General features: G+C 68.1%; 8 protein-coding genes. 4 read left to right on the top strand and 4 right to left on the bottom strand.

Translation table 11 applies throughout. From position 1 onward, the window contains the following. Positions 1-2: 2 nt before the first annotated feature. Complete coding sequence (locus ABLE92_RS21705) at positions 3-428, bottom strand: DUF2255 family protein (protein WP_348806871.1); 426 nt, start codon at positions 426-428, stop codon at positions 3-5. A gap of 137 nt (positions 429-565) precedes the next feature. Here ABLE92_RS21705 and ABLE92_RS21700 point away from each other — a divergent pair, with 137 nt between their 5' ends. Next, positions 566-1,381: a crotonase/enoyl-CoA hydratase family protein gene (locus ABLE92_RS21700; protein WP_348806870.1), complete on the top strand. Its 816-nt coding sequence runs from the start codon at positions 566-568 to the stop codon at positions 1,379-1,381. A gap of 140 nt (positions 1,382-1,521) precedes the next feature. Beyond that, positions 1,522-2,814, top strand: coding sequence for an ammonium transporter (locus tag ABLE92_RS21695; RefSeq protein ID WP_348806869.1), 1,293 nt, complete (start codon positions 1,522-1,524; stop codon positions 2,812-2,814). 138 nt (positions 2,815-2,952) lie between these two features. On the opposite strand, the gene ABLE92_RS21690 is transcribed toward ABLE92_RS21695, so the two are convergent. The 3 genes from ABLE92_RS21690 to ABLE92_RS21680 all read right to left on the bottom strand — a co-directional run bounded on the left by ABLE92_RS21690 (position 2,953) and on the right by ABLE92_RS21680 (position 11,091). After that, positions 2,953-4,026: a phosphotransferase family protein gene (locus tag ABLE92_RS21690; RefSeq protein ID WP_348806868.1), complete on the bottom strand. Its 1,074-nt coding sequence runs from the start codon at positions 4,024-4,026 to the stop codon at positions 2,953-2,955. Then, the gene (locus ABLE92_RS21685) at positions 4,023-5,378 is read right to left on the bottom strand and encodes a hydroxysqualene dehydroxylase (RefSeq protein ID WP_348806867.1); all 1,356 of its coding nucleotides are present in this window, start codon (positions 5,376-5,378) and stop codon (positions 4,023-4,025) included. Before ABLE92_RS21685 ends, ABLE92_RS21690 begins: the two co-directional genes overlap by 4 nt. 220 nt (positions 5,379-5,598) lie before the next feature. Continuing rightward, positions 5,599-11,091 carry an ATP-binding protein gene (locus ABLE92_RS21680; protein ID WP_348806866.1) on the bottom strand — a complete coding sequence of 1,831 codons (5,493 nt, stop codon included), beginning with the start codon at positions 11,089-11,091 and terminating at the stop codon, positions 5,599-5,601. 649 nt (positions 11,092-11,740) lie between these two features. Here ABLE92_RS21680 and ilvD point away from each other — a divergent pair. Both ilvD and ABLE92_RS21670 read left to right on the top strand, forming a co-directional pair. Continuing rightward, the gene (ilvD, locus tag ABLE92_RS21675) at positions 11,741-13,450 is read left to right on the top strand and encodes a dihydroxy-acid dehydratase (protein WP_348806865.1); all 1,710 of its coding nucleotides are present in this window, start codon (positions 11,741-11,743) and stop codon (positions 13,448-13,450) included. Positions 13,451-13,594: 144 nt separating this feature from the next. Next, positions 13,595-14,680 (top strand): T6SS phospholipase effector Tle1-like catalytic domain-containing protein, encoded by a 1,086-nt coding sequence (locus tag ABLE92_RS21670; protein WP_348806864.1) that lies wholly within the window; start codon positions 13,595-13,597, stop codon positions 14,678-14,680. Positions 14,681-14,687: the final 7 nt, after the last annotated feature.

Raw genomic sequence — 14,687 nt, 5'->3', positions numbered from 1 at the left:
GGTCACTGCCCTCCGTGGTGGGCGGGGTCGCCTGATGGCGGCGGTGACAACCGGAGCGTCGACGCCGCAGCGTCATCGGTGACCATTCCGCTGACCGTGGGATCGTCGGACACCCCGTACTTGCTCCGGTAGGCCGCATCGACGGCGGTCCGTGTCCCGGCATCGGCGGCGCCCACATCGGCGACGGCCACCTCCCGCTCCCAGTCGGCGATGCGGAGCAGGGCCGTGCCGGTCCGCACGGCGGCCCCGAACCAGCCGGTGTCGCGCCGATGCCACGTCCGCACGAACACCGAGCCGTCGACCTCGACCACCCAGATGGGGACGTCGGTGCGCATGGTGCCGTCCGCGCGGGGCGTCGAGATCAGGAGCTCGCGTGCGGCAGCGATCCGTCGCAGAGCGGCACCGTCCCATTTGCCGGGGAAGTTCATTGCCCCCACCCTTCGTGCCGACGACCTCGCGTCGCACCGTCGTTCGATGCGGCGATCTCTGGCAGACATGGTAGTTCGGTGACGTCCCCACGTGTCCCGTGATAGTCGTGGACGGAATCAATCGAGAGGCATGCCCGATGGACACACCCCGAATCCGCAGCACCGTCGACGAGGCGGGAGTCGCCGTTCTCACCCTCAATAGAGCCGAGAAGCACAACGCCCTCGACGACGCCATGTTCGACGCTCTCGTCGATGCGGCGGCAACGATGGCCTCCGACAACGCCGTTCGTGCCGTGGTGATCCACGGCGACGGCAAGAGCTTCTGCTCCGGCCTCGACGTCTCCACCCTGGGTGGTTCGGACCTGGGCGGTTCGGGTCTGGGGCGCTCGCTGCTGGAGCGTGAGGGCGGACAGGTGGCCAACCGGCCGCAACGGGTTGCGGTGGACTGGGCGCGGGTGCCGGCGCCGGTCATCGCGGCGATCACCGGGAACTGTTTCGGCGGTGGACTGCAGATCGCGCTCGGCGCCGACATCCGCTACGCGGCGCCCGACGCCCGGTTGTCGATCATGGAGATCAAGTGGGGACTCGTGCCGGACATGGGCATCACCGCGACCCTTCCCCGCCTCGTTCCGCTGGACGTGGCCAAGGAGTTGACCTTCACCGGCCGCATCCTGTCCGGTACCGAGGCGCACCGACTGGGGTTGGTCACCGGGGTGTCCGACGATCCCCTCGACGCGGCGCTGACCCTCGCCCACGAGATCGCGGCGAAATCACCCCACGCCGTCCGCGCCGCGAAGCAGTTGTACGAACGCACCTGGACCGGCAACGACCCGGCCGCGGCCCTCCTGCTCGAAAGCGAGCTGCAGGTCGGGCTGATGGGCTCACCGAATCAGCTCGAGGCGGTGGCCGCCGGGATGGCCCGTCGCCCAGCCCGGTTCGTCGATCCCGATTGAGCATCCCGGCCGGGCGGAGAGTGTCTCGTGGGCGATATGCCCGATTCGTCGGGTTCGCCTGTGCGGCAGGGAAGTTCGCCTCGGCTGCGGTCGCGGCAAGCCGTTAGACTTCCGACACTCTCCTACGACGAAGGGTGTCGATGTTCCCGACATACGGAATCCCCGATGGTGCGGACACCGCCTGGATGCTGGTGGCGTTTGCGCTCGTCCTGCTGATGACACCGGCCCTCGCGCTGTTCTACGGCGGCATGGTGCGATCCAAGAGCGTGCTCAACATGATGATGATGTGCCTGTCGGCCATCCCCATCGTGTGGATCATCTGGGTGGTCATCGGGTACTCGTTGGCGTTCGGTACCGACCACGACGGACTGATCGGCAGCTTCGCCTCCTTCCCCGGCCTGGAACACACCTTCGGCGCCAACGCCGACGGCGAGATACCGCTCGTCGGAACGATTCCCGCGATCCTATTCGTCGCGTTCCAGGCCGGTTTCGCGATGGTGACCGTCGCGCTGATCGCCGGTGCTGTCGCCGATCGCATGCGGTTCGTCGCGTGGTTGCTCTTCGCCGCGGTGTGGTCGGTGGTGGTCTACATCCCGATCGCGCACTGGGTGTTCAGCGCACCCGGCCTCACCGAGGAACACGGTGGCTGGATCGTGTCGCACCTCAAGGCGATCGACTTCGCCGGCGGAACCGCGGTCGAGATCAACTCGGGTGCCTCCGCGCTCGTCCTCGCCTTGCTCCTCGGCCGCCGGCGGGGATGGCCGAAAGACCCGATGCGACCACACAATCTGCCATTCGTCATGCTGGGCGCCGGACTGTTGTGGTTCGGATGGTTCGGCTTCAACGCCGGTTCGGTCCTCGAGGCCAACGGTGCGGCAGCGATCGTCGCCGTCAACACCCTCGGCGCGGGCGCGGCGTCGATGGTGTCATGGCTGGTCGTCGAACAGGTCCGGCACGGTCGGCCGACCTCCTTCGGCGCCGCGTCCGGTGTGGTCGCCGGTCTCGTGGCGATCACCCCCTCCTGTTCGGCGGTCACGCCGGTCGGCGCGCTGGCCGTGGGGGCGGTGGCCGGCGCGGTGAGCTCGTATGCGATCGAATTGAAATTCCGCTGGCGCTACGATGATTCGCTCGACGTCGTCGGCGTGCACTTCGTCAGTGGTGTCGTCGGCATGCTGATGATCGGACTGGTGGCGTCGTCGACCGCGCCGGCCGGCGTGGACGGCCTGTTCTACGGCGGCGGGGTGGATCAACTGTGGCGGCAGGCGGTGGCGGTGGTCGCGGTGTTCGCGTATGCCGTCGTGGTGACCGGGGTGATCGGGCTGGCGCTCAAGTACACCATCGGACTGCGCGCGGACCGTCAGCACGAGGTGGACGGAATCGACGATGCGCAGCACGCCGAATCGGCCTACGACTTCTTCACGTCGGGCCGCTGAGCGTCTTCTTCTGGGTTACTTCTCCTGGGTGGCTTTTACTGGGGTGGCTTCTATTGCGCGGCAGCGGAAGAGTAGACCGGTTGAGGTGAATGAGCCTCCGCCGCGGCGACGCGATGTCGTCCGACGAGGTGAGTGCGATCAGGATCCCGTCACGGCCGTGATGCGTTGCTCGACCATACCGACCGCGTGCCCCAACAGTTTGAAGGCCGCGTTGGTGGTCTGCCCGTGGTAGTAGCGGTAGTAGATCTGCTGCGCGATCACGGCCTGGCGGAAGTACCCGAACGCCTCATACCAGCGCCACCGCTCCGGTGACATCGCGAAACCCATTCGTTCGCAATAGATGTCGACGAACTCGGCGCGGGTGATCATACCCGGCAGATGCGTCGGAACCCGCCGCATCATCTGCATCTGATCGTCGTCGTCGGCCTGGACCCAGTACGCCATCGAACCGGCGACATCCATCAGCGGATCACCGAGAGTGGCCATCTCCCAGTCGAGGATGCCGATCACCCGGGTCACGTCGTCGTCGGCGAGCACCACGTTGTCGAGCTTGTAGTCGTTGTGGATGACGCAGTTGGCGACGTCATCGGGTTGGTTGTCGGCCAGCCACGCCATGGCCGCCTCGTAGTCCGGGACGTCGTCGGTGCGCGCGTTGCGGAACCGCGTCGACCATCCCTCCACCTGTCGGCGCACATACCCGGCGCCCTTGCCGAGATCGGCGAGTCCGGCGCGTTCGGGGTCGACCGAATGCAGTTCGACCAGAACGTCGATGAAGTTCAGGCACAACGCCCAGGCCTGCTCGGCGGACAGGGGGACGTCGGCCGGCCATTCCTTTCCCGGGATGACGCCGTCGATCTTGCCCATCACGTAGAAGTCGGCGCCGAGGATCTCCTCGTCGTCGCAGAAGGCGACCATCGGTGCGATGTAGGGCAGCACCGCAGCCAGTTTCGACTGGATGCGGTATTCGCGGCTCATGTCGTGGGCGCCGCGGGCCTTGGTGCCGCGGGGTCCGTGACGCAGGATCAGTTCACGGTCGGGGTAGGTCAGTAGAAACGTGAGATTCGATGCGCCGCCGGAGAATTGCTTGACCTCCGGTGTGTGGTCGAGTCCCGTCGGGTCGGACGCGTGGGTACGCAACCATTCCGCGACCCGATCGGTGTCGAAGGCGTCCTCGGACCGGACATCGCGTGCACCCGCGACCTGATGACTCATCCTCGATCTCCCTTGCTGCTCTGCAGGATCACCTCGACCGCACGCGCCGCACTCTGACACGCACCTTCCATGGTGGTGGTCCAATCGGTGCGAGTCCAGTCCCCCGCCAGTGCCAGTCCCCGCACCGCGGTGCGCTGATCCGGCCGGATCCCGGCGGTCCCGGGTCGTTGGGCGAAGGTGGATTTCGGCATGCGCACGACGTGGCTGTGAATCACCTGCGCGTCCTCCGCCTCGGGGAAGTACCGGCGCAACATCTGCATCTGGATGTCGGTGATCGCCGCATTGGACTTCGTCGTGAGATTGTAGGCCGCCGACACCGTCGTCGAATACAGGTGTGCGCGTTGCGGATTGCGGCCGTGCATGCGTTGTCGGTCCCACACCTGTTCGAGGACGCCTTCGCCGCCGAGCAGGATCTCGCCCCAATCCGTCATGCCGATCGGCCGGTCGAGGTAGAGGTTGACGCTGACGATCGGTACCGGTGTGAGCTGCTCTGCCGCGGCATAGATCTGCTCATGCCCGGGAACCTTGTCGAGCAGCCCGCGAATGTTCCACACGGGGACGGCGCAGATGACGGCGTCGGCCGCGATGTGTTCCCCGTCGGTCAGTGTCACCCCGGCGACCGCCCCGTCGGCGACATCGATCGACGCGGCCACCGCGCGGTGGCGGACCTCGACGCCGTTGTCGGCGAACACTTTCTGCGCACCGTCGATGAACAGGGTGTCGAGGTCCACGGTCGGATACCCGATGGAGATCGGGGTGCGGGTCTTGCGTGCCTGTCGGATTCCGGTCACCAGCAGATCGGCGGGGACCTTGGCCGAGGAGATCTCGGGTTTGTCACCGGTCAGGCCGATGACGATGCCATCCCACAGGGCGTCGCGCGCCGACTGGGGCATGCCGATGCGCCGAAACCACTCGTCGGCGGTGATGTCGTCGAGCCAGTCGGGTTGGCGCAGGACGTGACGGATCAGTGTGGTCTGGGCTCGCATCGTGCGGAGGCGGTCGAGGCCGGTCACCCCGGGCAGGTCGCCGAGCGCGGCCCGTGCCCCGGCGATGCCGGCGAAGGCCGAACGCCGCGTCGCACCACCCGGCATCCGAATGGTCATCTGGCCGGGGAACTCCACATACTGCCGGGTGCCGACGCTGTCGAGGTAGCGCATCAGATGCTCGTAGCCGCTGGCGAACACGTGCTGTCCGTTGTCGGGTACATCGTCGACCGCGGCCACCGGCATCGCGATGGTGCGCCCACCCAACGATCCGCGACGCTCGAGCAGCGTCACCCGATGTCCGGCCTCGGTCAGCCAGACCGCCGAGGCCAGTCCGGCCAGTCCCCCGCCCACAATCACACAGTGCATGGGTTGAGACTAGATCGTAGATCTGTGTCTTTGCGCGTTTTGGAGGTGATGTCGGGCGCTGTCAACGGAGTGGTGAGCGCTGTCAACGACGGGGCGGGCGCTGTCAACGGAGTGGTGAGCGCTGTCAACGTTGGGGCGGGTGCTGTCAATGCGGGTACAGACGGGACCGCCCCGCAGCGATCGTGCCGATCGGTGCGGGGCGGTCCGGTGGGGCGATGCGTTACGAGACGCCCACCTGGGTGTTCTGGTTCGACCAGGCGGTGCTGCCGTTGATGGCGCCGATGATCTGCGGCCGCAGTTCGGCGGCCTTGATCACCGCGTCCACCGAGCCGACCTCGACGGCGCGCTGGATGCTGTGCACCGAGTCGAACTCCGCGGCGAGTTCGCTGATCTTCTCCGCCCGTACCGACTGCCGGATGTCGGTGAGTTCCGCCCCGAGGTTGGTCCGGTCGGTGCCGGATGCCTCGGCCACGCGGGCCTCGAGATCACGGACCCGCGGATCGGACGCGGTGCGCTTGGCCACCTCGCCGGCGAAGACCACCGCGGCGGCGGGAGCTCCGCCGAGCACCGAGGCGAACGACCCCTCGATCGCCAGGACCGTCATGTTCGGGTTGAGGGCCTTGGAGAACACCACGAACGCGCCGCCGTGATAGCGCGAGATCACGCAGAACACGATGGGGCCCTTGAAGTTCACGATCGCGCGACCGATCTCGGCCCCGTACTCCAACTGCAGTTTGCGCAGCGACTCGGGCGAGCCGTCGAATCCGGACAGGTTCGCCAGGACCACCAGCGGACGGTTGCCGCTGGCCACGTTGATCGCGCGGGCCGCCTTCTTCGACGACTGCGGGAACAAGGTGCCCGCGGTGTAGGTGTCGGGTCCGTCGGTGGGTGTGTATCCGCGACGCTGCACCTCGCGGGACTCGATACCCAAGAGGCACACCGGGATTCCGCCGAGGTGCACGTCGCACACGACGGCGGTCTCGGCGTCGGCCATGCCGGCCCAGCGTTCGAGGACCGCATGGTCCTGATCGGCGAGGGCCCGCATCACGGTACGAATGTCGAACGGCTTCTTGCGATCCGGGTTGGTCAGCGGGGAGAAGATCTGACCGACCGTGGTGAAGTCGCTGCCGGCCAGGACATGCGGATAATCCGACACGTCGCGATCGATCGGGTCGCCGGTGATGGCCCGACGCGGTGTGGCTTCCCCCGGAACCACGTAGGTGTGGTCGTAATGCGACATCAACAGGTCGCGTGCCGCGGTCAGGTTGGGTACCCAGTACTGGGCCTGCCCGTTGGGACCCATCACACGGTCGTAACCGCCGATGCCGAAGTTGTCCTCGGCCGAGACGCCACCGGAGAAGTCCAGTGACTGCTTGCCGGTGAGCACCATCGCCGAATCCGGCGTCATCACCAGGATGCCCTTGGTGTGCATCAGCATGGTCGCCTCGGCGTTCCAGTACGGCTGGGCGCCGACGTTGATGCCGGCGACGACGATGTTGATCTCGCCGCCGTCCTGGGTGAACTCGACGACGCGCTTGAGCGCCCGGGCCACCCAGTCCATGTTCTCGGTGCCGGACTCCATCGAGATCCGGGCACCCGACGAGAGGGCGAACCACTCCAGCGGGACCTGCATCCGCTCGGCCAGATCGAGCGCCGCGATGACTCGCGCGCACTCCGGTTCCGACAGTGCGCCAAGGGATTTGGTTGGGTCACCGAGAAGGATGACGCGGGTGATCCCCTCGGGGTACTTCTCGCTCGTGGTGGTGATGACACCGGCGACCATCGCGGCGGTGTTGCGGCCCGCGGGCCGGTCGACCGGCACCAGGGTCTGCTCGGCGTCGAGATCGTACTCGGCGAAGTCGCCGAGCATCGCGGCCAGTTCGTACGGGTACACCGTGTTGCGCTTGGCGGCCCGCAGCACCTTCTGACGGTAGGCGTCGACCGGTGCGATCGGCTCGTCGGTGGGTTCGCCCACCACGACGTCGAATCCGCCGGTGGCGTTGACCGACAGACGCACCGCGACCTTGGACAGTTCGCCGGTCTGCTCGTCGCGACGACGCCCGATCAGCAGGACCTCCTCGAGTCCCACGCCGACGGTGGTCGCCCGGATGTAGTCGGCGATCACCCGGAAGGTGTCGTCGCCGGCCTCGATGGGCGGCCAGATGTACATGATGATGCGGTTGGTGTCGGCGCTCCTGCCTGCGCCGCGCAGGGCCCGTCGCAACGAGTCCACACACGAGGCGAGGGTGGCCTCGGCCGACGGCAGCGTGAGCAGGTGGCCCTCGTCGTCGCGCAACTCGGTGAGGTCGCGCACCTGCGCGAAGGCGACGAGCCGGTCGTCGGACGGATTGTCCTTGGCGACAGCGCGATACAGGTAGATCTCCTCGTCGTCGGCCGATGCGACACGGGTGAGATCGAACTTGCGCCACCGCTCCATCTGCATGCGCTGGGCGATGTAGGGATGCAGGCCGCGGATCAGGCGCTCCTCGGACATGCCGGTGGCCGAGGGGCGGAAGGTGAAGTGATGGTGCATCCGGGCACCGTCGATGCCGGCGACCGTGGTCGTGACGCGGTGGACCTGGGGCGGCAACCCGCTGCCGGCGATGACCTCCTCCAGGGCGCTCGCCATGGCGTCGAAGTCGTCGGGTCGTTGCTCCCACCGGAGGTAGATGTCGGCGTCGACGGAGACGCTGTCGCGGGCGATGTCCGTCAAACCGGCCAGCGCGCCGCCCAGTTCGTCGAATCCGACGGCGGTCGAGATGAGGCTCGAGCCGGCACGTTCGGCGACCACGAAGCCGGCCGCGCCGGTCTGCTGGACGCGAATGTTGGTCAGGCCCTTGTTGCCGTAGTACCGGCGGGTGAGCACCTCGAGCAGGACGGAGTTGTCGTCCTTGCCGCGGGTCATCTGCTGACCGAGCAGGCGGACCAGGGGTTCGGTGCTGCCGACCATCTCGGCGATCCGCTCGGCACGATCGGCCGCGTCGGGGTTGGTGTCGAGGTATCGCAACTGATCGCGGACGGTGTTGTTCACCCGCGCGCGGCTGCGCAGCAGCAACGGCTGGCCGTACCAGGCGTAGACGACTCCGCGGGCGAGGTCGGCGATCGCCGGGAAGCGCACCTTGGATGCGGCGACCAGCCGGTCCAGAGCCGCGCCGACGGTGTCGCTGAGCTCGTCGCGGGGCGCGGGTTCGCTCAGCCACTGCCGCAGCAGCGCGGTGATGACGGTGACCGAATCCGAGGGACGCTGCAGGGCGAGGAAGATGCGGAACACCGCGGCCTCGAGTTCCGGCGTGCGTTCCAGATCGTCGATGCCGTAGTGCACCAGTGCGCGACGCAGCGCGGCGTGGAAGGCCTCGGGCAGCCCGTCGCGTTCGGCGTCGAGGCTCTGCAGGTAGGTGTGGAAGCTCTCCCGCGCGCTGTGCACGCGTTCGTCGCCGATCCCCTCACCCGACGGGCGGTTCTGGCTCAGGCGGGCCAGATCGGAGAACACGGTGATCAGCTCGAGTTCGTCGGCGATGGGACGGCGCGCGTCCTCGATCGCCTCGCGCCGGGCCGAGCGGTAGTCGTCGAGCAGGCGGGTACGGTCGTGCGGGTCGACGTCGTAGCCGAGCAGCAGGCTGCGCAGATCCTCGAGCCCGCGAGCGGTGCGGACCTCCGCCGACAGGTCGGCGGGCCCTTCCGGCAACTCGATGTCGACGGCGGCCTCGGCCGCCTCGACCGAATCCTCTTCCTCGTCGTCGGTGAGCGGTTCCAGGCGCAGCAGCGGGACACCGGTCTCCACCTGCGTACCGACCGACACCAGGCATTCCTTGAGCCGCGACCGCATCGGTGCCCGCAGCACGGTCTCCATCTTCATGCTCTCCAGCACCAGGACGGGAGCTCCGGCCTCCACCTCGGCGCCGACCTCCAGCGGGGTGGCGACGACGAGTGCGGGTGCGGGCGATCGGACCACGCCGCCCTCGTCGCGGCTGACGCGGTGGGTCACGCCGTCGACGTCGACGAGGTGGATCGGTCCGTGGGTGTCGGTGACGAGGCGGTAGCGGACCCCGTTGAGGACGATCTGCGCGGCGTGCGCGTCGAAGCGTTCGAGATCGACGTCGGCGGTGCGCGACTCCGTGCCGGCCTCGATGCCGACGCGGAAGCGATGGGCACCGATGCGCGCCACGCGGACGCGGTAACCGACGCCGCGCAGCTTCAGGTCCAACGGGCGGCCACTGTCGTGCTGGACCTGCGGCCGACCACCGGATGCGGTGGACAGCAGCCGCTGACGTTCGAGGGATTCCTCTTCCTCGTAGGCGTCGATGGCCGCGGCGGCCAGGGCGACCGCGGAATGGCGGGACGCTATGAGGCGGCCCTCGGTGCGGACCCGGTCGATCCAGCCGGTGTCGGCGCTGCCGTCGATCACCTCGGGCTGGTTGAGCAGTTCGAGAACGAAACTCTTGTTGGTCGCGCCACCCTCGATGATGACGCGGGTCTGGGCCATCGCGCGGCGCAGGCGGCCCAGTGCCTCGTCGCGGTCGCGGCCGTAGGCGATGATCTTGGCGATCATCGAGTCGAAGTCGGCGGGGATGGTGTCGCCCTCGCTGACGCCGGTGTCGACGCGGATGCCGGGACCGGCGGGGAGATCGAGACGGGCGATCCGGCCGGGGGCGGGTGCGAAGTCGCGGTCGGGATCCTCGGCGTTGAGCCGGGCCTCGATGGCGTGGCCGCGTTCGGCCGGCGGTTCACCCTCGAGACGTTCACCGGAGGCGACCCGCAACTGTGCGCGTACCAGGTCGAAGCCGGTGGTGACCTCGGTGATCGGGTGCTCCACCTGCAGGCGGGTGTTGACCTCCAGGAAGGCGAACAGCTTCTCGCCCGGGTGATAGAGGAATTCGACGGTGGCCGCGCCGCGGTAGCCGACGGCCACCGCCAGCCGTTCGGCGGAGGTCTTGAGCTCGAGGACCTGCTCGGGTGCGAGCACAGGTGAGGCGGATTCCTCGATGATCTTCTGGTTGCGTCGCTGCACCGAGCAGTCGCGGACGCCGAGTGCCCATGCGGTGCCCTGCCCGTCGGCGATCACCTGGACCTCGACGTGGCGGGCGCCGGTCACCAGACGCTCGAGGAAGACCACGCCGCTGCCGAAGGCGCGGGCGGCCTCGTCGCGGGTGCGCTCGTAGGCGTCGCGGAGTTCGGCGTCGTCGGAGACCTTGCGGATGCCTCGACCGCCACCGCCGGCGGTCGCCTTGAGCATCAGCGGGTATCCGATGTCCTTGGCCGCCGCGACGGCTTCGTCGATGGTGTCGACGCCACCACGGCTCCACGGGGCGACGGGGACGCCGACCTCTTCGGCGATGAGCTTGGCGCCGATCTTGTCGCCCAGTTTGCGCATCGCCTCGGCCGACGGCCCGACGAAGGTCACGCCGATGCGGTCGCAGAGCTCGGCGAAGACCGGGTCCTCGGCGACGAAGCCCCAGCCGACCCACGCCGCGTCGGCGCCGGTCTCGAGGAGAGCTCGTTCGAGGAGGTCCATGTTCAGGTAGGGGCGTGCGGCCGCCGGGCCCAGGTCGTAGGTGATGTCGGCTTCGCGCACGAAGGTCGCGTTGCTGTCGACATCGGTGTGCAGGGCGACCACCTCGATGGGCTGTCCGGTTTCGGCGGACAGGCCGCGGACGGCGTGGATGAGTCGCATGGCGGCTTCGCCTCGGTTCACGATGGCAATGCGAGCGAACATCACCGACTCCCTTCTCTTCGTCGTCAGGCCGATGGACCGTGGTGGTCGCACAGCACTCGGGGCGGACGGTAGCACCGTCGCTGCGTCGAGTGTCTCGGTTCGGCGGAGTGGGACGCCGGTGGCGAACCCGCGGTCGATTGTTGCGGATCGTTACCGTACGCGCGAGTACGGTGCGGACACGCCGACCTGCGATGTCGTGTTCGAGGGCGGCGATGACCGGCGAATCCGGGCGGCACCAGGACATGTGAACCCGGCGGCGTCGGCGATGTGGTCTTCGCCACTGTCGTGGGTGAGGGTGTCGGCGCCCCCGGATATTCCGAGCAATGGCCGTTGTCACCATCGATGGTTGGCGCATGGGATCGGCGAGTTGACGCCGGATTCAACTCCCACGATCGTGAATGATGTTCTGGCCCAGCTCAACCGGTCGCGATCGACGCCGGGGTGGTGCTGTGGTGTTGCCTCGCAGCGCAACTCGGCGATCTGTCGGAGAAGGATCGGTACTTCGGTTGTCGGACAGCACGACTCGCGACAGTGGAGGCGGCCTCCGGGGGTCATCGTGTGCCGGATGTGGCGGTACCGCTGAGAGGGCCGCCGTCGTCGGGGAGCAAAGATCCCCCGACGCCGTTTCACCACGCCTAAGGTGGCCTTCATGAGCCACCAGCCCCACGACCAGGTCGACATCAAGCCCCGCAGCCGCGACGTCACCGACGGACTGGAGAAGACCGCCGCACGCGGCATGCTCCGCGCGGTCGGCATGGGCGACGACGACTGGGTCAAACCGCAGGTCGGGGTCGGGTCGTCGTGGAACGAGATCACCCCGTGCAACCTGTCCCTGGACCGGCTGGCCACCGCGGTCAAGGAGGGCGTGTTCGCCGCCGGCGGGTATCCGCTGCAGTTCGGCACCATCTCGGTGTCCGACGGCATCTCCATGGGTCATGAGGGCATGCACTTCTCGCTGGTGTCGCGCGAGGTGATCACCGACAGCGTCGAGACCGTGATGAGCGCCGAACGCCTCGACGGATCGGTGCTGCTCGCCGGGTGCGACAAGTCGCTGCCGGGGATGTTGATGGCCGCGGCCCGACTCGACCTGGCGAGTGTCTTCCTCTACGCGGGATCGACCCTGCCGGGGTTCGCCACCCTGTCGGACGGCTCGGAACACCAGGTCACCATCATCGATGCCTTCGAGGCGGTCGGCGCGTGCGTCCGCGGGCTGATGAGCCGCGACGACGTGGACACCATCGAACGCTCCATCTGCCCGGGGGAGGGTGCATGCGGCGGCATGTACACGGCCAACACGATGGCGAGCGCGGCCGAGGCCATCGGGATGTCGCTGCCGGGCAGCGCCGCTCCCCCGGCGCCGGATCGTCGACGTGACGGGTATGCCCGCGCCAGCGGCGAGGCCGTCGTCGAGTTGTTGCGTCGCGGGATCACCGCCCGCGACATCATGACCCGGGAGGCCTTCGAGAACGCGATCGCGGTGGTGATGGCCTTCGGCGGGTCCACCAATGCGGTGCTGCACCTGCTGGCGATCGCGTACGAGGCTGACGTCGAGTTGTCGCTGGAGGACTTCGCCCGGATCGGCGCCCGGGTACCGCACCTCGCCGACGTCAAGCCCTTCGGACGGCACGTGATGACCGACGTGGACCGCATCGGTGGAGTGCCGGTGGTGATGAAGGCGTTGCTCGATGCCGGCCTGCTGCACGGGGACTGCCTGACCGTGACCGGAAAGACGGTGGCGCAGAACCTGGCCGCGGTCGCGCCGCCGGACCCCGACGGAAAGGTGCTGCGCGCCTTGTCATCCCCGATTCATCCCACGGGCGGGATCACCATCCTGAAGGGATCGCTGGCCCCCGAGGGTGCGGTCGTCAAGTCGGCCGGCTTCGATTCGGACGTTTTCGAGGGCACCGCAAGGGTTTTCGACCGGGAGCGATCGGCGATGGATGCGCTCGAGGACGGCACCATCGCCGCCGGCGACGTCGTGGTGATCCGCTACGAGGGCCCCAAGGGCGGCCCGGGAATGCGCGAGATGCTCGCGATCACCGGCGCCATCAAGGGGGCGGGTCTGGGCAAGGACGTACTCCTGATGACCGACGGACGATTCTCCGGCGGGACAACCGGCCTCTGCGTCGGCCACGTCGCCCCCGAGGCGGTCGACGGCGGTCCCATCGCCTTCGTGCGGGACGGCGACCGGATTCGGCTCGACGTCGGCGCGGGTACCCTCGACCTTCTGGTCGATCCCGACGAACTCGCCTCCCGTGCAGTCGATTTCACTCCACTGCCGCCGAGGTATACCCGCGGCGTGCTGGCCAAGTACACCAAGCTGGTGGCCTCGGCGTCGCAGGGTGCGGTCTGTCGTTGAGGGGTCGCCGGGTGCGTTGACGAGGGTGGGTCGCGGCGAATCGAGTAGTCGACTACTCATGTGCCGCTTGCGGTCACGCTCCTAGGCTCGTCGCACGACGACGAGCACGTCGCCGGCAGACACCACCGAAGTCGAGGATCGGTCATGGCCAAGAAGATCATCTACTGCTGCGACGGTACCTGGAATGGTCCGGCGACCGACACCAACGTCTATCGGTTCTACAAGACCTTGATCAAATCCGCTGCGCAGCAACCGTTCTACGACGAGGGCGTCGGGCGCGCCGGTGGCTTTCTGTCGCGGTTGCGGGGCGGGGCATTCGGGGCCGGACTGGTGGAGAACGTCCGCGAGGGCTACGAGAAGATCGCGAACTGCTTCGTGCCGGGCGACTCGATCTACCTGTTCGGTTTCAGCCGCGGTGCGTACACCGCGCGCAGTCTCGGCGGGATGATCGCCTATTGCGGTCTGCCCGAGGGTCTCGCCACCCCCGATCAGGTGGCGAACGCCTTCCGCGCTTATCGGGCCCGCGACGGCAAATCAGCATGGGCCGATCGGCCGGCGGACCTCGTCGACGCTCGCGTCGAGATGGTCGGCGTGTGGGATACGGTCGGCACGTTGGGGATCCCGGGTGCGTTCTTCGGCTCGCAGGACGCGAAGTACCGATTCCTCGACACCTCGCTGCACCCCGCCGTGCAGGCCGGATACCACGCGGTGGCGATCGACGAGCGGCGCAAACAGTTCGCGCCGACGCTGTGGTCACGCGGACGCGAGGACCAGATCATCGAACAGGTGTGGTTCGCCGGCGTGCACTGCGACGTCGGTGGTGGTGGGCAGATGGCCGGCGGACTGGATGCGATCACCCTCGGGTGGATGCTCGACAAGGCGACCCGGCACGGCGTCGAGATCGACCCGGCGTCGACGTGGCGGCGCACACCGCTGCCCCGGGAGTCCGCGTGCGTGCCGATGCGGCGCTCATGGAAGGCGTACTGGGGACGACGGATCACCCGCGCGATCGCCCCGCGCGCGGCCGTCGCGAACTCGGTGGAGGTACGGATCATCGGCGACGACGGTTACCGTCCCAAACAGCTACCGGATCTTGCCGGGCCGAAGGACACGTTGCTCGACACCCAGGTCGGCCGGCGGATGGTGCCGGTCGTCGCGGAGGCGGTGACGGGCGTCGACACGGTGCGCAGCGCCCCGGCCAGCGAGACCGGTGACGCCGACGCGGCGTGAGCTCGTC

It is taken from the genome of Gordonia oleivorans, assembly GCF_040044975.1.
Taxonomy (GTDB): domain Bacteria; phylum Actinomycetota; class Actinomycetes; order Mycobacteriales; family Mycobacteriaceae; genus Gordonia; species Gordonia oleivorans.
This window is presented reverse-complemented; position numbering and strand designations above follow the sequence as displayed.

Coding starts and splice junctions, on each gene's coding strand:
- ABLE92_RS21700 (WP_348806870.1), top strand. CDS start 566: ATGGACACACCCCGAATCCGCAGCACCGTCGACGAGGCGGGAGTCGCC.
- ABLE92_RS21690 (WP_348806868.1), bottom strand. CDS start 4,026: ATGAGTCATCAGGTCGCGGGTGCACGCGATGTCCGGTCCGAGGACGCC.
- ABLE92_RS21685 (WP_348806867.1), bottom strand. CDS start 5,378: ATGCACTGTGTGATTGTGGGCGGGGGACTGGCCGGACTGGCCTCGGCG.
- ABLE92_RS21705 (WP_348806871.1), bottom strand. CDS start 428: ATGAACTTCCCCGGCAAATGGGACGGTGCCGCTCTGCGACGGATCGCT.
- ABLE92_RS21680 (WP_348806866.1), bottom strand. CDS start 11,091: ATGTTCGCTCGCATTGCCATCGTGAACCGAGGCGAAGCCGCCATGCGA.
- ilvD (WP_348806865.1), top strand. CDS start 11,741: ATGAGCCACCAGCCCCACGACCAGGTCGACATCAAGCCCCGCAGCCGC.
- ABLE92_RS21670 (WP_348806864.1), top strand. CDS start 13,595: ATGGCCAAGAAGATCATCTACTGCTGCGACGGTACCTGGAATGGTCCG.
- ABLE92_RS21695 (WP_348806869.1), top strand. CDS start 1,522: ATGTTCCCGACATACGGAATCCCCGATGGTGCGGACACCGCCTGGATG.